22 protein-coding genes are annotated in these 22,977 nt (G+C 33.8%); 16 read left to right on the top strand and 6 right to left on the bottom strand.

Annotated elements, in window-relative coordinates; translation table 11 throughout:
- From H7355_RS01750 to accC, 11 genes are all read left to right on the top strand, one after another.
- Positions 1–1,119, top strand: a complete 1,119-nt coding sequence (locus tag H7355_RS01750; RefSeq protein WP_186644390.1) for a kinase — start codon at positions 1–3, stop codon at positions 1,117–1,119.
- Between the two features lies 1 nt (position 1,120).
- Positions 1,121–2,248 (top strand): PAS domain-containing protein, encoded by a 1,128-nt coding sequence (locus tag H7355_RS01745; RefSeq protein ID WP_186644387.1) that lies wholly within the window; start codon positions 1,121–1,123, stop codon positions 2,246–2,248.
- A gap of 171 nt (positions 2,249–2,419) precedes the next feature.
- Positions 2,420–2,650, top strand: a complete 231-nt coding sequence (locus H7355_RS01740; protein ID WP_186644385.1) for a hypothetical protein — start codon at positions 2,420–2,422, stop codon at positions 2,648–2,650.
- 25 nt (positions 2,651–2,675) lie between these two features.
- A complete protein-coding gene (locus tag H7355_RS01735; RefSeq protein ID WP_186644383.1) occupies positions 2,676–3,800 on the top strand; it encodes a hypothetical protein in 1,125 nt (374 codons plus the stop codon).
- A gap of 419 nt (positions 3,801–4,219) precedes the next feature.
- Positions 4,220–6,601, top strand: coding sequence for a ribonucleoside-diphosphate reductase subunit alpha (locus H7355_RS01730; RefSeq protein WP_186644381.1), 2,382 nt, complete (start codon positions 4,220–4,222; stop codon positions 6,599–6,601).
- 23 nt (positions 6,602–6,624) lie between these two features.
- Positions 6,625–7,608 (top strand): ribonucleotide-diphosphate reductase subunit beta, encoded by a 984-nt coding sequence (locus H7355_RS01725; RefSeq protein WP_186644379.1) that lies wholly within the window; start codon positions 6,625–6,627, stop codon positions 7,606–7,608.
- Positions 7,609–7,683: 75 nt separating this feature from the next.
- On the top strand, positions 7,684–7,953 hold the full coding sequence (locus H7355_RS01720; protein WP_186644377.1) for a hypothetical protein: 270 nt from the start codon (positions 7,684–7,686) through the stop codon (positions 7,951–7,953).
- A gap of 126 nt (positions 7,954–8,079) precedes the next feature.
- On the top strand, positions 8,080–8,943 hold the full coding sequence (locus H7355_RS01715) for a YdcF family protein (protein ID WP_186644375.1): 864 nt from the start codon (positions 8,080–8,082) through the stop codon (positions 8,941–8,943).
- A 115-nt stretch (positions 8,944–9,058) separates the two neighbouring features.
- On the top strand, positions 9,059–9,625 hold the full coding sequence (efp, locus tag H7355_RS01710) for an elongation factor P (RefSeq protein WP_186645387.1): 567 nt from the start codon (positions 9,059–9,061) through the stop codon (positions 9,623–9,625).
- A 255-nt stretch (positions 9,626–9,880) separates the two neighbouring features.
- On the top strand, positions 9,881–10,414 hold the full coding sequence (accB, locus tag H7355_RS01705) for an acetyl-CoA carboxylase biotin carboxyl carrier protein (RefSeq protein ID WP_186644373.1): 534 nt from the start codon (positions 9,881–9,883) through the stop codon (positions 10,412–10,414).
- A gap of 28 nt (positions 10,415–10,442) precedes the next feature.
- Positions 10,443–11,783, top strand: coding sequence for an acetyl-CoA carboxylase biotin carboxylase subunit (gene accC / locus H7355_RS01700; RefSeq protein ID WP_186644371.1), 1,341 nt, complete (start codon positions 10,443–10,445; stop codon positions 11,781–11,783).
- 15 nt (positions 11,784–11,798) lie between these two features.
- Here accC and acpS read toward each other — a convergent pair whose 3' ends face one another.
- Positions 11,799–12,185: a holo-ACP synthase gene (gene acpS / locus H7355_RS01695; RefSeq protein ID WP_186644369.1), complete on the bottom strand. Its 387-nt coding sequence runs from the start codon at positions 12,183–12,185 to the stop codon at positions 11,799–11,801.
- An 84-nt stretch (positions 12,186–12,269) separates the two neighbouring features.
- Here acpS and H7355_RS01690 point away from each other — a divergent pair, with 84 nt between their 5' ends.
- Positions 12,270–12,854, top strand: a complete 585-nt coding sequence (locus H7355_RS01690) for an ATP-dependent Clp protease proteolytic subunit (protein ID WP_186644367.1) — start codon at positions 12,270–12,272, stop codon at positions 12,852–12,854.
- Here H7355_RS01690 and hemG read toward each other — a convergent pair.
- Positions 12,851–14,296 (bottom strand): protoporphyrinogen oxidase, encoded by a 1,446-nt coding sequence (hemG, locus tag H7355_RS01685; protein ID WP_186644365.1) that lies wholly within the window; start codon positions 14,294–14,296, stop codon positions 12,851–12,853. The genes H7355_RS01690 and hemG overlap by 4 nt on opposite strands.
- A gap of 283 nt (positions 14,297–14,579) precedes the next feature.
- On the opposite strand from hemG, the gene H7355_RS16185 reads away from it, so the two are divergent.
- Positions 14,580–14,816 (top strand): (2Fe-2S)-binding protein, encoded by a 237-nt coding sequence (locus H7355_RS16185; RefSeq protein WP_186644359.1) that lies wholly within the window; start codon positions 14,580–14,582, stop codon positions 14,814–14,816.
- Here the strand turns inward: H7355_RS16185 and bfr are convergent.
- Positions 14,758–15,237, bottom strand: coding sequence for a bacterioferritin (gene bfr, locus H7355_RS01675; protein ID WP_186644358.1), 480 nt, complete (start codon positions 15,235–15,237; stop codon positions 14,758–14,760). The two genes, H7355_RS16185 and bfr, sit on opposite strands and share 59 nt — an antisense overlap.
- Positions 15,238–15,474: 237 nt before the next feature.
- On the opposite strand from bfr, the gene H7355_RS01670 reads away from it, so the two are divergent.
- A complete protein-coding gene (locus H7355_RS01670; protein ID WP_186644356.1) occupies positions 15,475–17,079 on the top strand; it encodes an APC family permease in 1,605 nt (534 codons plus the stop codon).
- Here the strand turns inward: H7355_RS01670 and H7355_RS01665 are convergent.
- Entirely contained in the window at positions 17,076–17,681 is a 606-nt protein-coding gene (locus tag H7355_RS01665; RefSeq protein ID WP_186644355.1) for a DUF3575 domain-containing protein, read from the bottom strand. The two genes, H7355_RS01670 and H7355_RS01665, sit on opposite strands and share 4 nt — an antisense overlap.
- A gap of 188 nt (positions 17,682–17,869) precedes the next feature.
- Here H7355_RS01665 and H7355_RS01660 point away from each other — a divergent pair, with 188 nt between their 5' ends.
- Positions 17,870–18,301: an acyl-CoA thioesterase gene (locus tag H7355_RS01660; RefSeq protein ID WP_186644354.1), complete on the top strand. Its 432-nt coding sequence runs from the start codon at positions 17,870–17,872 to the stop codon at positions 18,299–18,301.
- Positions 18,302–18,432: 131 nt separating this feature from the next.
- Positions 18,433–19,242: a hypothetical protein gene (locus H7355_RS01655; RefSeq protein WP_186644353.1), complete on the top strand. Its 810-nt coding sequence runs from the start codon at positions 18,433–18,435 to the stop codon at positions 19,240–19,242.
- 8 nt (positions 19,243–19,250) lie between these two features.
- On the opposite strand, the gene H7355_RS01650 is transcribed toward H7355_RS01655, so the two are convergent.
- Complete coding sequence (locus H7355_RS01650; protein WP_222435632.1) at positions 19,251–21,491, bottom strand: heavy metal translocating P-type ATPase; 2,241 nt, start codon at positions 21,489–21,491, stop codon at positions 19,251–19,253.
- A gap of 153 nt (positions 21,492–21,644) precedes the next feature.
- The gene (locus H7355_RS01645) at positions 21,645–22,700 is read right to left on the bottom strand and encodes a hypothetical protein (RefSeq protein WP_186644352.1); all 1,056 of its coding nucleotides are present in this window, start codon (positions 22,698–22,700) and stop codon (positions 21,645–21,647) included.
- Positions 22,701–22,977: the final 277 nt, after the last annotated feature.

Here is a 22,977-nt window from a genome sequence, read left to right as displayed (position 1 = left end):
ATGAAGACATTTGAAGAAATTCTTGAAAGCAAGCGAAGAGGCTCTCTCAAAATTATTATTGGATATGCTGCAGGGGTTGGAAAAACCTATTCGATGCTTAAGGAAGCACAGACTCTTAAGCAAAGGGGGTTTGATGTTGTCATTGGCTATGTTGAGCCTCATAAAAGACCTGAAACACAAGCTCTTGTTGCAGGACTTGAACAAGTCGAACTAAAAAAATGCATAATTGGGAGTAATGAATTTTTGGAGATGGATGTTGAAGCGATCATTAAACGTGCTCCACAAATTGTTCTGGTCGATGAGTTGGCCCATACGAATGTTGTTGGCAGTAAAAATGCAAAAAGATATTTAGATGTGCTTGAGATTCTTGATGCTGAGATCAACGTGATATCGACTCTCAATGTACAGCACTTAGAATCTGTTTCAGATAGAGTGGTGTCAGCAACAAAAGCACCTGTATTTGAGAGAATTCCAGACAAAGTTTTACAGATAGCACAGCAAATTGTCATGGCAGATATCAGTATGGAAGATTTGCGTGAGAGGCTCCGCCTTGGGAAAGTTTATGACAAAGAAAAGGTAGACAATGCACTCTCTAATTTTTTCTCATACAATAATTTAGCATTTTTACGCGAGATCTGCTTGAGAGAAGCTGCTGGTAATCAATTTCAAAAAATGCAAGAAAGCGAATTTGGCGATAATAAAACCTTTGCAGAAGAAGCCGTGATGGTTGCTTTGAGTTCTGATCCGACAAATGCTGCTATGCTTATACGTAAAGGAACAAAGTTGGCTGCCCGTTTATCAAGTCGTGTTTATGTGACTTATGTGCAAAAAAAGTCTGAAGATCCTGCGCATATTGACTCTCAATTGCAACGAAAAATTCAACAAAATTTCGATCTGGCAACAAAATTAGGAGCAGAGGTTAAAATTCTTTCAGGTGAAAGAATTTCAGATATTCTGGTTAATTTTGCATTAGAAAATAAAATCAAACATGCTGTTTTTGGAAAGTCAAGACTAACTCCTTTGAGAGAGAGAGTTCGTGGTTCAATTCTTTTAGAATTTATTCATGATGCTGTTGGTGTTGATGTGCATATTATCAATGTAGAAAGTGGAGGAAAGTAGAATGAATACTTTGCCTCCTATGCGACGAGGTATTCTAAGAGAAGTTTTAAAAATTGTTTTTCTCTTTGGCTTTTTAGGTTTTATTTTAATTATAATAATACATTTTAGCAGTAAAAACCCAAAAAATTTATATTTACTTAACTTTAAAAGCACAAGTTCAATTGTTACGATGTATGAAAATTGGGATACTCTTTATACGAAAAGATTAAATCATAGTGAAACAACTGTTGAGCATGTAAAAAATTTTCAGATATCTCTAGATTTTTTGCAGAATTATTATAGTACAAATCAATCTTATATTGTTCTATATGAGATTAAAAAGATATTCAGTAAATATAATAACAATGAAAATGCTATTCGTGTGGCAGATTATAATAAAATGAAAGATTTATTGAGAAAAATTATGCTTGAAAATCAATATAAACTTTCAAAATTTATTGTAGATCGTGATAGTTTCTCAAATAAAATGGTTTTATTGGCTTGCTTTATATTTCTTGTTGCATTGTTATTTTCTATATATTTTTCTGAGCGTTTGTCGAGTAAAATTGCATTTCCAATTAAAAAAATATCTGAAGTTTTACAATGTAAACCAGATTTAAATCATAAATTGAAATTTCCTGAACCTGAAACCCTTGAAATAAAATTTCTGACAATTGAATTGATATCTTTGTGGAAACGTCTTTCCGATCTGCATAAGAAAAATTTAAAGAATTTACGCATTCAAAGAAGTGCGATGAATACTGTTTTTGATGCGATGGAAGATGCTGTTGTTGTTGTTGATAGCTATGGAAAAATTGAGCATTATAATAAACTTTTTTTAAGTGTGATTGGAGCAAAGGATTTATCTCTTCTTTTTCAGATCTGGTACGATGTTTCATTGTCTTCACAAGCTTATATACATTTACGTAATCTTGTGAGGAGGGAAAACTTTGAAGAATCAAATTTCTGGGCGATTGTTGATGGTAATGAGTGTATATTTCGCGTAAGAAAGAGATATTTTTATGATGAAGATATGTCAAAAAGTGGTTTTATAATTGTCTTGCATAACCTTAATAATCGATTTTCTTCTATGCAATTTAAAGAAACCGCAATCAAACTCAAATCTGAACAAGGTTCTCATAGTATTTAATTAAAATATCTTGCTAAACATTTTCATATATAAATCACATTATATTTTTTTATTATTGTTTTTTTATTAAAAATGTGCTTTGTATAGTCGTCTGTGACTTTTTGTATGTTGGTTGCTTCTGTTATATCCTCTGTTACTTCTCTTCCTCCGTTTGTAGAAAGGTTCACATTTATGAGAAATATTATTATCTTGTCTTCTATTTCGTTTCTTTTTTGTGCATGTATCGTCAATTTGGATGACACCAACCCAAAGCAAAAAAGCTCAATTGAGCAGTTAGAGGAAGCTTGCAAAACAGGAAATCAAGAAGTTTGTGATCTCTTGGAGCAACATCAGAAAAAGATTGACGCAGAAAATCGCAAAAAACTTGAGCTCAGTGGGGCTCATGATAAAGGTCGAAAATAATTTTAATTAGTTATTGAGGATTTGCATGAAGTTTTTACTAGTTCAAAATAGAATTTATTTTATGTTATTTTGTCTCATCAATGTTTTATTGACTCTCTTCTTGTCTTCTTGCAGTACATTTCATACACAAACGGCAAAAACTACTCCACAAAAAAAATCGCAGCAAAACTCAATTTCCTTACAAAAAGCTCTTATTTTTTATGCGTCAGATGACCCTATTTTATTACCCTATTTTTCAAGCTCTTTTACCCGCCGTATAGCTGAAGATGGGATTTATCACGCGGTACAAAATAGAAATTTAAATAAAGAATGGATGGCTAATAGCAATGGGAGCAAAGCAGATATCGATGTAGAACATAGGTTTCAGCTTTATGCACAAAATATTAAAACCCATTTTTTAAAAAAGCGTACAGCCAAAGTGAGTTTTATGGCGCGTTCAGCTATGAAAGAAGCCTTGGTGCTTTTGTCAAACAATCCTTCTTCAGTGGGTTTTACTTATGCTGAACTTGCTTTTTGGGCGGCTGTAGCAAATTGGGATATTCCACATGTTGCTCGTTCATATGCTCTTATCTATGAGAAATATGCTACTTTTGCACTAAAAGATAAATTAGAATCGCAAGTCGACGTGTTGATAATTAATAAACTTAAAGACCTAACAAATCCTTATCTTGTAAAGCAAAAAACCGTAAAACTATTAAATACAAATAAATGTGCTGTGTTTTTAAATGGGCAGGAATTAAAAACAAAAATATTCCAACTTCCTGCTAAAATGACGAGTGTTATCTCTGCAAATTGCATTAATGGTTCATTTTCTCAAACTTTTTCAGCAGATAGGCAATCAGTGGTAAAAATTTCTCCATATTTTCCCACATCTTTTTACAGTATGCCTGATCCGCAAGGATTGCCTAAAGAAGAAATTTTAAAAGAGCGTGCTGCAGCTGTTATTTTGATCTACTGGTCTCATTCTGAGCGTTATTTAGATTCCCTTTTAATCGAACCAAAAGCATTTTCAATTGTCAAAAAAACAAGAATATCTTTGAGCACTCGTGAGGATCTCGATCAGGCGGGTGACAATCTAATGGCGTTTTTAAAATCTGCATCTGATAAAATTAGTAAAAATAAACCATCCCATTTGACGGCGGGGAATTAACTCTATAGTGTCCCCCCTGCGAATAAGGTTGGGCAAAGAGCATATTTCCATACAAATTTATGGTAGATGGTTTTCTCAAAGCCGTCGCTTGAAAGTACCTCTTTTTTTTATGTTTTTTTATCCATTTTATCTGCTTATATATTGAGCCTTTTATTTAAATACTAAAATAATTCGAGAATTTTTAGAGCAGCAAAATTATTTCCCACACTATTGACAGTGTCTTTCATTATAGGATAGCACTATATATGATAAGTGCAGACACTTTACGTTATCCAATTATGGTGTCGCAACTCCTCTTTTGTGAAGATTTGCGGCAGATGTGAGGTTATGCGCTCTATGCCATTCATTTGTATGGTATACTTATTCGCTTCCTATGTTTCAGAAAAGACAATGCTTTGTACTACCAGGAGAAATATTTCATGGCAAAGAACTCTTATAAACCTTTTCACCCGAAGGTAAATCTCACAAATCTCAATTTTTCCACGGTTGATTTCACCACAACTTTGCAAAATATTATTTTGAATGTGAGACCGCTCATAGAACAAGGAAGAGAGTATTCTTATATCGCAGCCTCCTTACTTGCAGAAGATTTACGTATAGAGGTTTTAAAAACAATTGGATTAGAAGCAACTCTCAGTGAATTGCCAGAACAAGAAAAGCTTTATCCAACATTGTCTGAGTATGTAAAATATGGAACAGAGCACGGACAGCTTTCCCCGAGATTGCGTGAACTTGATCTCGAATATTTAAATTCTTGTATTCGTCATGAAAGAAATTATCTATTTGATTATCTAGGTGCACATACACTTTATGATCGCTATTTATTGCATAAACAAGGACAGCGTTATGAGACTTTTCAACATTTTTGGATGCGTGTTGCGATGGGAGTCGCTCTTGCTGAGGAGAATGCTGCTGCTGCTACGAAATGTGCAGCAGAGTTTTATGAAGTCATTTCGCAAATGCTATATGTACCAAGTACTCCTACATTATTTAACTCAGGTACGAAGCACTCACAAATGTCATCTTGTTTCTTAACTACAACACAAGATGATCTACTTGATATTTATCGTCAGTATTCAGACAATGCCATGCTATCAAAATATGCAGGAGGACTTGGCAATGACTGGTCAAATATCCGCGCAAGTGGCAGCTGGATTAAAGGGACAAATGGTCGTTCACAAGGTGTTATTCCATTTATTAAAGTGCAAGACTCTTCAACAATTGCTGTTAATCAAGGTGGTAAAAGAAAAGGCGCCGTCTGTGCATTTTTAGAAACATGGCATTTAGACATAGAAGATTTCCTCGAATTGCGTAAAAATACGGGTGATGAACGCCGCCGTACCCATGACATGAACACAGCAAATTGGGTGCCTGATTTATTTTTAGAACGCGTAGAGCAAAATGCAGAATGGACTTTATTTTGCCCATCTGAAGTTAAAGATCTACATGACTCATATGGTGAAAACTTCAAAAAATTGTACGAAAACTATGAAAGAATGGCTGAGCGTGGAGAGTTACAAAATTTCCGCAAGGTTTCTGCAGTACAATTGTGGCGCAAAATATTGACAATGATTTTTGAAACAGGACATCCATGGGTAACTTTTAAAGATCCATGTAATTTAAGAAGTGCACAACGCCATATAGGTGTTGTCCACAGCAGCAATCTTTGTACAGAAATCACATTAAATACCAATGCCGAAGAAACAGCAGTTTGTAATTTAGGTTCCATTAACTTAAAAGCTGTTTTTCAATCTGAAAATCCAGCAAAAACATTAGCACATGCTGTGAGTGTTGGAATGCGGATGCTCGATAACGTGATAACAGAAAACTTTTATCCAATAAAATCGGCAGAAACTGCAAATCACAGACATCGTCCTGTTGGAATGGGCTTTATGGGCTTTCAAGACGTTCTTTATATGAAGAAAATCCCATATTCTAAGCCAGAAGCTATGTGGTTATCTGAAAAAATCACAGAATTTATCAGTTTTCATGCTATCAAAGCTTCTGCAAATTTAGCGCAAGAACGTGGTTCATACAGCTCTTATCCAGGATCCACTTGGTCAAAAGGAAAAGTGCCAAAAGACACTGTGTGTGAATTGGGAGCACACGTAAATTATCCTGTAGCACCAACAGAATATAAAGATAAAAATGGCGAAATGAGAGCATGCTCAGAAATTTTAGCCGCTGATGGATTTACAGAAAATCTGAACTGGGATGAAGTGCGCGCACAAATTGCACAGGGAATGCGAAATAGTTTGTGTTTAGCAGTGGCACCAACAGCAACTATTTCAAATATATCGAATTGTACACAGTCGATAGAACCAACATATAAAAATTTATATGTGAAAAGTAATATGGGTGGAGATTATACAATCATCAACGAGTATTTAATTGATGATTTAAAAGAACTTGGTCTTTGGAATTCCGAATTATCCCGTGAATTAAAGAGAGCTGATGGTGATTTAAATACCTTAAATGTTCCTCAAGATATTAAAGAACTTTATAAAACAGCATTTGACATAGAGCCTGAACAATTGATTCGTTGTGCAGCACTGAGACAAATATATATCGACCAGTCTATGAGCTTAAATCTTTATATGTCTGCACCGAGTGGCAGAAAAATAGATGAGATGTATCGCTATGCTTGGCACTGTGGCTTAAAGACAACATATTATTTAAGAACTAAGGCAGCAACAAGTGTTGAAAAATCAAGTCTTTCATCTAGGAAAAATGAAATCAAATTGCCAGTAGAGGCAAAAGCATGTTCGATTGACAATCCTGAATGTGAATCTTGTCAATAAATAATTGCTAAAGGAGAATTAAAATGTTGATTAACGAAACAAAAACTCAACTTATGCCTTTTCAATACCCTTGGGCTTGGGATGAATTTAAAAATCTATGCAAAAATCACTGGCTTCCACAGGAAGTTTCGATGGCGCAAGATATAGCTCAATGGAAAAATCAAGGTTACCTTACCAATGACGAGCGTCATTTGATTAAAAAAATTCTCGCATTTTTTGCCAATACCGATGTGTTAGTTGGCGATAATATTATTATGGCCATTTATAAACACATCACAAATCCAGAATGTCGTCAGTATTTAACAGCACAGGCATTTCAAGAGAGTATCCACTCATGGAGTTATTCACATATTGTCGAATCACTTTCGATGGATCAGCAAGAAGTATTTAGTGAATTTAAAAAAGTAGGAACAATTAAAGATAAGCATGATTTTCAAGCGCAATTTCTTGAAGGTATTTTAAATGCAGATTTCTCTACTCAAACAGCAGAAGGACGTTCTTTATTCTTAAAAAATCTTTGTGCTTATTATATAGGCATGGAAGGAATGCAGTTTTACAGTGCATTTGTTTTGTTACTTAACTTTAAGCGCCGTAATTTACTCGTGGGCACATCAGAACAACTTGAATATATCGTGCGTGATGAGAGTTTACATTGCCGATTTGGCACTAAGCTTATCAATCAATACATATCGGAAAATGCAGATATTTGGACAAAAGAATTGCAAGAAGAAGTCAGAAAAAACATTGAGCATGTGGTTGAACTCGAAGATGCTTTTGTTTCTGATGCCTTACCACGTGATGTGCTTGGCCTTTCCTATACGCAGTTTGCAAAATACATTCGTTATATTGCAGATAGACGTGTTGAGAGCATTGGTCTTGAACCCATTTATGGTGAAGAAGAAACTCCTTTCCCTTGGATGAATGAGATTATGGACCTTCCCAAAGAGAAGAATTTCTTCGAGACACGGGTGACAGAATATCAAACAGGATTTGGTCTTGAGTGGTGATCCTGCCACCGAGTGCCTTTGAAACAGAGCAAAAAAGAAGTAAGCTATGTAAAGTATCAATTTGAGGATATAAATATGTTTTTCAAAATACTTGCAGGAGCTTCTTTTCTTATCACAGCTCTTACTTTTGCTTCTTGTACAAAACAAGAGCAAATAGATTTCATTGTCGAAAATCCTGAAATGTTAAAAAAGGATAAAATTGCTACCTTTTATGGGGCAGAAGCTATGAAAAACTGTCAAGTCTATCGTAAAATCTATGCAGGTTTTTGTGATACCATCAACCAACCTTTCGTAAAATGTTTTGATCTCAATGATAAAAAATACAAATCGACGCTTTGTGAATAAAAATCTAATTCCAATCACCTAAATTTATTATTTCCAAATCATATGTTAAGACGAATAGGCATAGCCTTTTTTTATTATAAAAAAGGCTTTCTAATAAAACATATAATTGAAAGGAATTAAATAAAAATGGGTGATGCATCTATTATTTCCGAATGGAATTTAACCCTAGCAAGGATAATCAAAGAATTTACTTTTGATGCCGGTTTACCAACAATTATATTAGTAATTGCATGCATTATGTTGTGGTTTTGTATATTTAAAAAAGTTGTTAAATTATTGTTTACGTTTGCAAGTCTTTTTATTATTATATTAAGCTATAAAGAAACACCAAAGTTTTTATTATCACCATTATTAACTCGATCAGAAAGAAATCAACAAGAAAATATTAGTGAAATATTTAATAAAAGTCTTGTTGATGTTCCTTTGCCTGATTGCATAAAAGAAGTTGCTGGAATCGTTGTACTAGGTTCTGGTATATATCAGAAAAATATTCCAAGTTCAGTCGCACAAACCCGCTTAATGGGTCTCAGTCATTTGATAAAAAACTCAGGCTATGAAAATGCTTGGAGCAGACAAAGATTGCCGATTGTCTTTTCGGGCGGAAGAACAAACATAAACGTTGGGCAAAGTGAAGCAGAAGCAATGAAAAACTTTGCTTCATATACCTACGGATATGATATAAATAATTTTAGTTTAATAGCAGAAAAAGAAAGTAAAAATACTTATCAAAATGCCTTGTTCACCAAAGAAATATTTGAAAAAAAGAATTATGGAAAAAAAATTATATTACTAACCAGTTCACAACAAATGTTTCGTGCAAAAAGAGTTTTCAGAAATCAAGGATTTGAAGTCTGTCCTGTTCCGGTCGCAACCTTAGAAGGGTATGGTGAAGGGGTCTTTAACTTTGCCAATGCAGCAAAATCTGTATCAATTTTAAATGAATATTTTGGTGTGGTTGGCTATGCCCTAAAAGGTTGGCTTTCACTCTGAATAGTGCAAATTACCGAATAATTTGTCTTTTAAGCAAAATGCTTTTAATTGCAATTTTATATTTTAGGTGTTAATTCCTGCTTCGTCTGAAAAAGGAGTGTGCTTTATGAGTAGTATGTATGATACACGTGAGTTTCGTCGCGGACTCAAAGTTTTAATAAACAATGATCCTTGGGTTATCGTTGATTTTCAACATGTTAGCCCTGGAAAAGGAGCAGCATTTACCCGCACTAAAGTGAAAAACTTACGTACAGGTCAAGTGGTTGAGCAAAATATTAAGAGTGGTGATAAATTAGAAAAACCAGATGTGGAAGAAAGAAATATGCAATTTCTTTATGCAGATGCAGATGGTTTTAACTTCATGGACACAGCAAACTACGAGCAAATATCACTCACAAATCTGGAAGTTGGTGATACAAAAAATTATCTAATCGAAAACTCTGTGATTAAGGTTGTCTTTTTCAATGGCAAACCAATCGGAGTAGAAACAGACACTTTTGTAGAGCTAAAAGTTGTAGAAACAGCCCCAGGAGTGCGCGGCGATACGGCGACAGGTGGAAGCAAGCCCGCAATCCTTGAAACAGGTCTTGTTGTGAGCGTTCCATTTCATATCAATGAAGGCGACGTGTTACGTATAGATACACGTGAAAATGTTTATGTTGATCGCGTAAGCAGAAAATAAGTTTAGTAAAAACAGATTCTTCTGTATAATAGACACCGGTCCCGTCGCAAACGATGCCGGTTTTTTTTTTCAAAGAAATGATACAAATAAGCTTTACACGCGCTTTTATAGCACAAGGTCTTGACTTTGTTCTAAGAATTAGAGAAATCTGAGAGTGATTGACAAAGTGTTAAAATTATCATTTTAATCTGTCTTGGTACATTATATCTTAGCCCATGTTTTTTAGGCAAGGTATATATTTAGAGGAAAATAATAATGATTGATGTATCTAAAATTGAAAAACTCATGAATCTTATGGCAAAACACGGTTTTGATGTCGTGCAAGCTGAATCATCTGCAGAAAAAATATCTTTAGCACGAAATGTGGGGCAAACTTCACTTTTCCAACCACAAGCATATGCAGCACCATCGGTGGCTAAAGTTGCATCTCCGGCGCATGCACCACAGGTTAATTTAGAGAATATAGCATCTGCAGAAAATATGAATGAAAATCCATCTGCAATTGTGAAAACAGAAGATAAAAATGAACCTAAAAAGTTACCAGAAGGGATAACAATCACGAGTCCATTTGTCGGTACTTTCTACAGATCGCCCGGTCCCGATGCTCCTGTTTTTGCTGAGCTCGGTGCAAAAATTAAAAAAGGTCAATCACTTTGCATTGTCGAAGCTATGAAACTCATGAATGAAATCGAAGCTGAAATTGATGGGGAAATTGTTGCTATTCTAGTAGACAATGCAAAACCTGTTGAATTTGGCACTCCGCTTTTTATTGTTGCTCCATCTAAGTAAACAAATTAAATATTGCGAGTAAATTCACATGAAAAAAATTCTTATCGCCAATCGTGGTGAAATCGCAGTGCGTATTATTCGTGCTTGTCGAGAACTCGGTATTAAAAGCGTAGCTATTTATTCACAGGCAGATGCTCACAGCTTACATGCAAAATTAGCTGATGAAAGTATTTGTATTGGGCCTGCAGAGAGTAAGAAAAGTTATTTACATATACCTGCTATTATTGCAGCTGCTGAAGTCAGTGGAGCTGACGCAATACATCCGGGCTATGGATTTCTCTCAGAAAATGCAGGTTTTGCTGAAATATGTAGAAAATGTAATATAACTTTTATTGGGCCAACTCCTGAGCAAATGCGCCAATTAGGTGAAAAAGTGGCTGCACGTGATGTCGCACGCAAGGCTGGTTTGCCTTTTTTACCAGGATCAAAGTCAGCGATTGAAAATATCGAAGTAGCTAAAAAATCTGCAAAAGAAATCGGATTCCCCGTTATTTTAAAAGCCAGTGGTGGTGGGGGTGGACGCGGTATGAAAATCGTTCACAAGATCGAAGATCTCGAAAAGGCTTATTTAACTTGCCGCCAAGAGGCCTCAGCTGCATTTGGTAATTCTGAAGTTTATCTTGAAAAGTATCTTGAAAATCCGCGGCATGTAGAAATACAAATTATGGCAGACAAGCATGGTAATATCGTTCACTTAGGTGAAAGAGATTGCAGCGTTCAACGTCGCCATCAAAAGGTCATAGAAGAAGCTCCTTGCAATTTATTAAATGAAACTGAACGCAATCGTATAGGCGCATATGCAGTAGCACTTGCAAAAGAAGTGGGCTACCATGGCGCAGGAACAGTCGAATTTCTAATGGATGACGATAAGAACGTTTATTTCATGGAAATGAATACGCGTATACAAGTGGAACACCCTGTTACAGAGCAGATTACAGGTATTGACTTAGTCAGAGCCCAAATTCTTGTGGCAATGGGGGAATCACTTCCGTTCACTCAAGAGGATGTAAAAATCCGTGGCCACTCCATCGAATGTCGTATAAATGCCGAAGATCCAAAGAGTTTTGCTCCATGGCCGGGAAAAATCACGGCTTATTCGAGTCCAGGCGGACTTGGCGTTCGGGTAGATGGTTTTGTCTATCATGGTTATACAGTTGTTCCTTATTATGACTCCATGTTGACTAAACTTATCGTTACAGCTGACACCCGAGAACTGGCTATTAAAAAAATGGAATGTGCTCTCAAAGAATTTGTTGTAGACGGAATTCGTACCAACATTCCTTTTCATTTAGAAGTGTTACAACATCCAGATTTTATTCAAGGAAAACACTCAACACGATTCTTAGAAAGAGCTGGGTTTGTTAAGTAATATATTTAATAAATATTAATTTCTAAAAAGGATAACTGTGGCCATCGCATAATCGATGTGATGGCTCAGCGACACGTCAAAATCATCAATATTTTGTTCTTTAAGTTTGGCTTTAATATTGTCATTCAAATTCAAGAACGGCCTTCCATTTTCTTCATTTTCTATCCAAATATCTAAAAAAGAAACCCCCTGTGCATAAAGACCTGTGCCTAGAGCTTTTGCAAAAGCTTCTTTCGCAGCATAACGAGCAGCATAAGAAGCTGATTTTTGGGTAACTTTTTTCTCACAATAGAGGATTTCATCAGGGTGAAATATTTTTTGAATAAAGTTTCCCACAAGGAGCGAGCGCTCAAAGCGAGGAATATTTACAAGATCGTTGCCAATAAGAATTTTTTTTGTCATTTCTAAGCTTGTCTCACTTTCTTATTAGAATTATACTTATAGCTATGAATGTTTCTCATTTTGAAACACAAAGGAGTCCGAAAAATGTCGAATCTTGATGAACTCTCTTCTTTAATGGAATCAACAACCCACAAAAAATTATTTGATCAACGTCTTATCGTGTTGTCTGAGGCAATCACTTCAAAATCAGCAAAAAAAATAATTGAGCAATTGCTAGCTTTAGAAGCTGAAGATCCAGCAAAAGATATCTGGATATTTTTAAATAGTCCAGGCGGAGAAGTCAATTCTGGATTCGGTATCTACGATACAATTCGTTTTATCCGACCTGAAGTAAAAATTATAGTAACAGGCTTAGCTGCAAGTATAGCAACGGTGATCTTACTTGCTGCAGAGACTAAGCACAGATACTCACTTCCAAATGCACGTCTTTTGATTCACCAACCCTTGATTGGTGGAAATATACAAGGACAGGCTTCCGATATTGAAATTCACGCAAAAGAAATTTTAAGAACGCGTGAAAAAATTGCAGAGTTATACAATAAAGAAACAAAACAACCTTTGGAGCGTGTGCGGAAAGATATTGAGCGCGACTATTGGATGACGGCTCAAGAAGCCCAAGAATATGGACTTGTAAATAGTATTATTTCTTCTTGGAATGAAGTTCGTTAAATTTTGTCTAGATATTTCATAACTTTTTCTGAAGTTTCATTTGCTTGAAGGATACAATCGGGCACAGCAGGACCTTTTATATAATTTCCTGCAAAAAATAAACCAGGAATGAGTGCTTCAAGTTGCCAAATGGATTGTAGCACCTTATCTTGTAACTCAGTCGAGAGCGGAATATAATTATCCCATTTAATAACGTCAGTAAAATCAAATTCTGTTTTATCAGTTATGATATTTATTTCTTTTAGGCGTTGTTTTGTCAGTTCTATTAATTGCTCATTCGTTAGTAAATTAATATTTGGATGTCTATCTCCCCCTAGCATAACTCTATAAAAAAATGATTTTTCAGGAGCATGTTGTGGGTATATAGAATGAACAAATAGGACACCAAGAATATCTTTTGACCATTCACCAGCCAATGCGCCAAAACCTTGAGGTGCTTTATTTTCTATATTTTTTCCACCTAGTCCAACAACTGCAATGCTATGCGATTCAATATTTTTTAAAATTTGATAGGCATTGCATGCGACAGGACACTGAGGAGAAGTTAATATACCATTTTCGCGCCAGGGTTGTCCTGTGTAAATTACACTATCAAATATTGCATAGGAAGAATCATTATTAATAGTTGACACATAAACCAATTTAATTTTATTTTCCTGTTTACTTATTTCATTAATTTTTGTTAAAGATTTAAAGCTTAATTCGATATTATTTTTTGCACAATTAAGCTTTATTTCTTCGTATAAATTTTGAATTAAATAAGGAAGACCTTCAGAGAAACTAGCGAGTTCAAGACCTTTTTTCTTAGTTTTAGTAAATAATTTTTTAAATAATATAAAAATACTGGCCTTAAATAAACTACCATAACCGGATTCAAATTTTATTAATTGTGGAAAGGTATACCGAACTAATAATTTACGTGAACTTCCTCCCCAAATACCAAATGAGAGTGGGACAAGAAAAGTAGAGGCAAATTTATTACCAAAACGCCGAGAAAAAAATTCATAAAGAGATTCATTCGGATTATGTGTTTTAGGTTTTTTAATAAATACTTCAAGAAATATTCTTAAAATATCACGTATTCTAAGAAGTCCCTTTTTTTTATATTTGAATAAATTAGGAGTAATAGATATGATTTCTGAAGGAGTGATTAAGAATCTTTTTAATTTTGTTTTTCCCGGCAATAATATTTTATGATTGAGTTTTAGCTCATCGACGCAATTTTTAAAAGAATCTTTTGAGAGAAGGACTCCTTGAGCACCATGTTCAAGGCTATAACCATTTTGTTTAGTATTTTTTAAGACACCACCAATGGATTCACTTTGATCAAATAAAGTAATGCTTTTTATTTTTTTGTCTGTTCTTTTGCTTAAAAGGTACGCTGAGCGTAAACCTGAGATACCTGTTCCTATAACAGCAATATTGATTTCTTTTTCACTCATAAGCTGTTCTCTCCTATAGCATGGAATCGAGTAAATAGAAAACTATCAGATATCTTGTTAACACTTTTAAAAAGCAATAAGCGAGGGATCTAAAAAAATTTCTAATTAGATCTCAGAACATGGTATGAAAGCAGAGTCGAACTCTTGGCATTATTCTTAGTTGTTGTAATTATTATATTTTATTTTGATAATGAGAATAGTTATCAATCCCTCTTGAGAATTGTTCTCATATCATGTAGCTTTTAACCGATGCTTAAAAAAGCCGAATGAAAGGGAACTGATTATGCTCATGTGCTTGTGTTATGGGATTTCGTGTCATGAAATTAAAAAACTTATGGAAAACGGAATAACCACAACAGAAGACATACAACGGGAATGCAATGCAGGACTTGGTTGTGGATGCTGTCTCGACGCTCTCGTATCTATGGTGGAGTCAGAGGGATCGAAACAGGATAAACATTCTATGAGTTCTTCTCATGCAACTGTTGAGCTAAATAGTTCTCTAAACCGATGTCTTTGATAAGGCCAAGTTGAGCTTCGAGCCAATCGACATGCCCTTCTTCTTCTTCTAAAATATGCTCAAGAATTTCACGACTGGTGTGATCTCGAGCTGTGACACATATATCGATTCCTTTTTTAAGTCTTTCAAGTGCTAAAAATTCGAGAGCTAAATCGGCTTCAAACTGCTCTTTTACTGTTTCGCCGATATTAAGTTTATCTAATTTTTGGAGATTCGGAATTCCTTCGAGGAATAGAATACGATCGAGTAATGTTTGAGCGTGTTTCATTTCTTCGATGGATTCTTTATAAGTAAAATCAGCTACACGATTGTAGCCCCAATTTTTACACATTCTCGCATGTAAAAAATATTGGTTAATTGCTGTAAGTTCACCAGTTAAAACTTCGTTTAAAGCTTTTATAACTTGAACGTCGCCTTTCATATCTTTCTCCTTATTTTGAAAAACAAGACACCAAAAATAATTAACTAACAATTTTCATATCTTTTGTCTATGTTACTCATGAATATAATCTAGTAATTTTAAGTATTTGTAATTATTATTTGTTTATGCAATGATTGCCAATTTCATCTTGTCACACCATTATTAGACAGATTTAGAAAATTAGGTTAAGTCATATGTTGCTTTTACATTAGTGTTTTTTTGGAATGGAGACAATTTATGCAATTTAAGCGACAGATAGGAGCAGGGGGCGTTATGTTTGCCTCCATAGGGGCGATGGTGGGTTCTGGATGGCTATTTAGCTCTCATTATGCTGCCCAACTTGCTGGTCCTGCATCAATCATCACTTGGCTAATTGCCACAGTTATAATTATTGTGATTGCTCTTCCCTTCGCTGAGTTAGGAACTTTATTTCCAATCGCTGGTGGTATAGCCAACTACCCATTTTTTACACATGGAAAATTAGCTGGATTTCTTCTAGGCTGGATATCTTGGCTTTCTTTTTTGGTGCTCACACCTATCGAAGTGCAAGCTACTATTCAATATATGAGCAATTTTTTTCCTTCTCTCACTCGAGTTGAGGATAAAGTATATCATCTGACAGGTATCGGTTATGTTACTGCAACCTTTCTTATGCTTGCTTTAGTTTATGTCAATTCCAAGGGCGTAAAATTTATGTCCGACACTAATAAATATTTTAGTATTTGGAAACTTATTATACCAGCCATTGCGATTATTATTTTCTTTTTAGCATCATCTGGCACCAAAAATTTAAATTTAGAATCTGCGGGTGGATTTGCACCTTATGGCTGGCATGGAATTTTATCTGCACTTTCTTTAGCGGGTGTTGTATTCTCTTTTAATGGTTTTCAAATCGGTATAATGATGGCAGCGGAAACTAAAAATCCGCAAAAAAATATTCCAAAAGCTATTATTGGTTCAGTTTTCCTAGGTGCACTTTTGTATATTTTATTACAAATTTCATTTTTAGTCGCAGTTCCAGAAGCCAATTTAGCGAATGGTTGGGGAGCTCTCACATTTTCTGGTGATGCAGGACCTCTCGCTGGCTTAGCTTTAGTATTGGGTTTCAGCTGGGTAGCATGGTTATTGTATATTGATGCAGTTGTCTCTCCATTGGGGGCGGGAATCGTATATGCAGCCTCGAGTACACGAGTGCTTTATGCATTGAGTGCAAATGGTTATATTCCTGAGCAGATTAAAAAAATTGACAAAAATGGTATCCCAAAAGTCAGTTTGTGGGTGAATTTTGCCTTCGGAATGCTCGCCTTTTTACCCTTCCCCGGATGGCAAAGTATGGTTTCCTTCCTTTCATCCACTATGATTGCAGGCTATGCAATTGTGCCTATTTGTCTTGTTGCACTCAGAAAACAAGAACCTAAATTGGCAAGGCCATTTCGTTTGCCAAAATATATTTTTGTTTCGTTTATAGCCTTTTATTTTTGCAATTTAATGCTTTACTGGTCTGGATGGACAATCATGAGTAAGCTTTTTCTTGCAGTACTCCTTGGTTTTGTTATTTATGTTTCACGACTTATTTACCGTAGAGAGCTTAAAGAAAATATCAAGACATGGAAGAATTCATTGTGGATTTTATATTATTTGATTGGACTGTGTGGTCTCGCTAAGTTTGGTCAGTTTGCAGGAGGAAGTGGTGATATTACGGAAGGATATGACTTTTTACTCGTTGGAATATTAAGTATTATCATTATGTATATTGCTCAAAAATCCATCCTTACAAGCAAAGAAGCTAAAGCAAATATCAAAATGATTCTTGATGAGCACAATCAAACAAACACACATTAAAAAGAATATCCAACAGTGATACCATAATCAAATAGCACTTGCGACAGATTTAAATTCAATTTACGTTGAGCATCTGTCCAATCACTGTTAGATTGCTTCGCAGCTGGAATATTATCATACGGAAATCTATTATCTTTCGATTTTATTCCACCACCAATATAAGCAGAAAATGATAAATTGTTATTTGCTATAAACCGATAGCCAAACTGTAGGGTTGGGGCGACGTAAAAAATATCGTATTCAGAAGATGTATACCCGTCTGATATATAACTTTCAGAGGAAGTAAAATAAATTTTAATTCCAATAAATGGACCTGCTATATCTTTATCTATGAAATAATATCTTAATTTAGGGGCAATCGTATAAATGTTTCTTTTAGCAACAACAGCATTTTTGTTGTAGGGATTTTGCACAAATATTTCAAAATCGATTCCTTGTGATAACCAAAGCTTATCGTTTTTGTATTCAAGATTTAAGCCAATTCCTTGATTAATAAATAAAAGTCCATTCCCTTCGATTAAAAGGTGATCTTGTGAATAAATTTCATGAGTGTATAAGAGAAATAGGAACGGAATAAACTTAATCAGCTTTAATAAATTCATTGAAGGAGCTTCCTATAACTTTTCGCTAGATAAATTCTCTATTATAGAATGTATTATTTAGATAAAAAGAATTCAATAAAGAACTGTGTTTTATTTATGGCGAAGTATTTTCTTGCTATAGAAAAATTTTAAGATGTGATTTATTTTCATATCGATGGAAACGAAACAAAAAGTGATGAGGAAGAACAATGGATATATTAAAGAGTGCAAAAAAGTATACTTATGCAATTACTATTAAGGAATTTCATTTAGATACATTTGGGCATGTCAACAATGCCGTTTATTTACAACTTTGTGAAGAGGCACGTTGGGAGATAATAACTGAAAATGGTTTTGGTGTGCAAGATATACAAAAATTAGGGATAGGCCCTGTTATTTTAGAGGTTAATATTAAATTCCAAAAAGAGCTTAAATTAAGAGAAAAAATAAAAATTCAAACTCAGTGTGTCGCTATTCGGGGAAAAGTTTTAGATATTTATCATGAGATTATAAATGAAAAAAATGAAGTCTGTTCAACAGCTTTGTTTACTTTAGCAATTTTTGACACAAATAAAAGAAAAATAATATCACCCATTCCTCTTTGGTATGAATCCATAGGTGTTGAAGTAGAAAATAAGTAATAATATCAAGTCTACATTTAATAATTAATTTTTTTATTAAATTATAAAAATTATGATTGACAATTATTTTTTAATGAAATATTTGATAAACCGTAATGGATTTTCCGTACAAACAATTTGGAGAAATATAAATGAAATCAGCTAAATTTTTATTACCTCTTTTGGTATGCGTATCCTGTTCAAAACATGAAGAAAAAAAACCAGAATCAAAATTAAATGAAGTAATTGCAAAATCATCTTTCACGTGTGTAGATACTGATAATAGTGGATTATTTAACGACTGTAGATATAGTGTGAAAGACATAGAAAATGAATATTTTACAGCTAAAATTAACTTTTTGCCAGCTCAAACTGAAATTAGTTCCCTAAAGCTAAGCGATTTTGTCAAGAAAAAATCTGTAGAAATTATTGAAAAATTGAGTGAAGAGAATAAACTAAGTGCAGATGAATTAAAAGCAGTTAAATCATTGAGTGAAAATATTATCACACAGTTGCAATCTATTTTTGAAAAATATAAATTCATTTTGCAACCTAATAGATTAAAATATGAGTTTTTATTAGATCAGGATTTAATAGATACTTTTAAAGCAAGCAAAAGCAATTTCGAAAATGCACTGAAATATTTTAAAAAAGGTACAGAAAAATATAAAACATTAAAAAATATTATTGAATCATATGATGAACTCATCACTGAGTTGGAAAAAATTCCTGGTTCTGAATTAAATAAATATCATGATTTTAAAGATCTACTTATGAAAATGAATAAGCAAGAAAATATTGAATTAATTGATATGCTTAAGGATTTTGAAAAATCAAATATCACAATAAACAAGGATACTGTTGGAAATATAAATGTTAATTTTTATAGTTATGGCGCAATAAATACAGAGAAATTCACATTTAAACTTGAAAATGGAGAACGTGTTTATAAGTTAGATTAAAAATTATTTTACTTTCTTGGCCGCCAATTTCTTAACAACAAAGAATTGGAAACAACACATACGCTGCTAAAAGCCATTGCTGCGCCCGCTATCATTGGATTTAATAAACCCAATGCTGCTAGCGGGATTCCTATTATATTATAAATAAATGCCCAAAATAAGTTTTGCTGAATTTTTCTAAAAGTTTTATTGGAAATTTCTATTGCAGCAGAAACTAAGATTGGATTTCCTCTCATGAGAGTTATTCCTGCTGCCTGCATAGCTGCATCTGTACCAGAAGACATAGCAATTCCGATATCAGCAGCTGCTAGGGCAGGGGCATCATTTATTCCATCTCCGACCATAGCAACTTTTGTAAGCTTGTTTTTTAATTTATTTATACATGCAACTTTATCTTCTGGCAGAAGGTTAGCATAGACTTCATCTATATTTATTTCTCTTGCGATCACTTGGGCACTGCTTAAATGATCGCCCGTAAGCATTATGGTTTTAATTTCTAGAGCTTGTAAAAACGCAATCGCTTCTTTTGTCGTTTCTTTAAGCGTATCGCTGAAAGTGAGGAAACCAAGTACTTTTGCATACAGCTCTTTTTTTTCAAAGAGCCAAGATACACTTTGTCCCATATCGGCGTATTTTTTTGCAATATTTCTCGAATCATCACCAATTTGCACTGCAAATTCACTAACCAGCAGTTCACTGCCTAAGTAGTACTGCTTATCATTTAGAGTAGCAGTAATTCCTCTGCCAGAAATTGCTTGAGTATTTGTTACTTTAGGGATTGGAATATTTTTTTCTCGAACCGCAGATAAAACTGCTTTTGCATACGGATGCTCGCTGCCTGATTGTAAAGCAGCAGAAATTGCTAGCAATTCTTCTTCAGGTATTTCAATTGAATTTATTTCCATTAATTGAGGTTTTCCTTCAGTAATTGTACCTGTTTTGTCAAATGCTACTATTTTAATCGCATGCGCAGTTTCAAGAGCTTCTGCATCTTTTATTAAAATTCCATGCTTTGCTGCGGCCCCAGTGCCAACCATAATGGAAGTGGGAGTGGCAAGTCCCAACGCGCAAGGACACGCAATAATCATGACCGAAACTGAATTTATAATTGCTTGTTGCCAGTCACCCAAAAGTATTCCCCATAAAAGAAAAGTAATTATTGCAATTGCTAAAACAAATGGAATAAAAATAGCACTGACTTTATCAACTAGTTTTTGAATGGGAGCTTTTGCCATTTGTGCTTGTTCCACAAGTCGGATGATTCTAGCTAAAGTGCTTTCTGCACCGAGAGCATTTATTTTAACTTTAATCAAGCCATTGTAGTTAAGTGAACCACCAGTAACTTTATCGCCTGTTAACTTATCTATTGCTAAGCTTTCACCTGTTATTAATGACTCATCTACCTGAGAAAATCCTTCAATAATTGTTCCATCAACTGGAATTCTTTCCCCAGGTTTTATAACCACGATATCATTTAATTTTAAATTACTTAGTAAGACTTCAACTTCTTTGCCATCGGAAAACACCCGAGCCTTTTCTGGTTTAAGCTCTTGAAGAGCACGAATGGCTGAGGTTGTTTTTCTTTTTGCGCGCCCTTCAAGCCATTTCCCAAAGAGTACTAAAGTGATTATGACTGCTGAGCTTTCAAAATATAAATGAATTTTTCCATTTAAAACATCAGTGGGATGGCTGATAATCTGATATAGGCTAAGCCCATATGCTGAACTTGTTCCAAGAACAACAAGTAAGTCCATATGCGCTGATTTTGTCCAAAGTGCTTTCCAAGCAGAGATATAAAATTTTCTTCCAATAAAAAACTGAATAATACTTGCAAGTATGACTTGAGTCCAAACTGGAAGAGCAAAATCTATAGAAAAAGGTAACAAAAGCATGGGTAGAATAAGTGGCAAAGAAAGCAGCGCTGAAAAAATAATTAACCATTTACCGTCCTTTTGCTTTGGCGGCATTAAAGAATCCTTTTGTTCTTCTTCTAAAATTGGGATAGCTTTATACCCAGCTTTCTCAACTGCAGCTTTAATAGTAGCACTTGAAATTTTTTTTTCGCTTTGAATTTGAGCTTTTTCGCTAGCAAGATTAACGGACACTTCTAGAACACCTGGTATTTTTCTGAGCGACTTTTCTACATGGTTGACACAAGATGCACAATTCATCCCTTCGATATGATAGTTACTTTCAAAGTTTTTTATTGATTTTTTATTATTAATAAAATTATTCATATTTTGTGACATAAAATTCCCTTGCAATAAGCTCATTTACTATAGATGCATTTTCTCATATCATATTTAGATTTTAAAATCTTCTGAAATTAATTTTTAGAAAAACTTTTTATTATAGAGTTTATTTTTTCATTTTATGATCATGATACCAAATCACGAGTGTTGTTAATATGCTTTTAAAATAGTAACAAGATACAACCAAATTGGATGTGGTAGAGAATTGACTCCTTCGATACATATTTGGAGTAAGCCATGTTGATTATTTGCATATTGATTTAAAATATTTATTCCATCTTCAATTTCACTCATTGTAAATACATGATCATTGCTATTTTTCTCAAATGAACTTAATGATCTTATATTTGCTTTTAAATTATTTTTATTTGGTTTAATTTTCATCAATTCTAATTGCCCTTTATATAATAAATTTGAAAAATTCGTCCGCATTTGCTCCGAGACAGATTGTTTGATTTTATATTCTTGGGTTGCACTCGGAAGAGCCCAACTACCTACATTATTTAAGTGAAAATATTCGACATTTGCAGCAGTTGAACTAGACATTAAATATAAATAACACATAGGGCAACATGAAGCGGCTTGTTTGCCTCTAAGATAAACACTTTGGGAGTGAACCTCTCCACCCAGAACAGTAGCATTTTGGGCGAATGCAAGGCATTCTACGTGCATCATAAAATGTTCTGCATTAGAAATAAAACGATTAGGATTTTTATTAGTTGGAGATATTTCTCCAAAATATTGAATATTATTTGTTTGTGTTCTAAATTTTTTAGATGTATCAGACAATGGCCTATCTACATTTTTTAATACTACTTCGTCAAAATCATTATCGCATGTTGAATAAAATGCCATGAAAACATTTTTTTTACTAAAGTCTCTCAAGTCAGGGCTTATTCTATTTTCCTTACTTTCTGGGCGTAAATTAATTCTGATTCTTTTCCTCAATATTATATCATTCTCATCATATTCAATATTTGGCTCAATAAAAATTTTTGAGTTTAATTTTTTAAAAAATAAATCTGCAATGTCATAATTTGTATAATCCCAATCATTATTTAATTCAATGGTTTTATATTTCAAAATATTATTTGCCAGTAAAACCCTAGGAAATTTTAAGTTTTTATTTCTATTATTTATATATAATATTCCACCTAAAATTAAATGCATTGCGGCAAATGTAACTCCTGATGATTTTTGAGGCATTATGAAGTATCTTTTAGTATAGTAAAATTTTAAACAAAATAAAATTTATAAAATTACTACAATTCATTTTATAAATTAATAAAAATTATTTTTGATAAAAATCTAAAAAAAATCAATATAAAATTTAAAAATTCTAATAAAAAATTGATTTACTTGTTTTTTATATTAAAGAAGCAAGAATTAGGAGATTCATAATTTAAGAGAATGCTAAAATTTTTTGACGTGAAAATTTAGATATAAACTAGTTAACTTATTATGACACGTGATGAAGTCTTAT

The organism is Fluviispira vulneris (genome assembly GCF_014281055.1).
Taxonomy (GTDB): Bacteria; Bdellovibrionota_B; Oligoflexia; order Silvanigrellales; family Silvanigrellaceae; genus Silvanigrella; species Silvanigrella vulneris.
The sequence above is the reverse complement of the archived record's forward strand: the minus strand, read 5'-3'. Positions and strand labels throughout refer to the sequence as shown.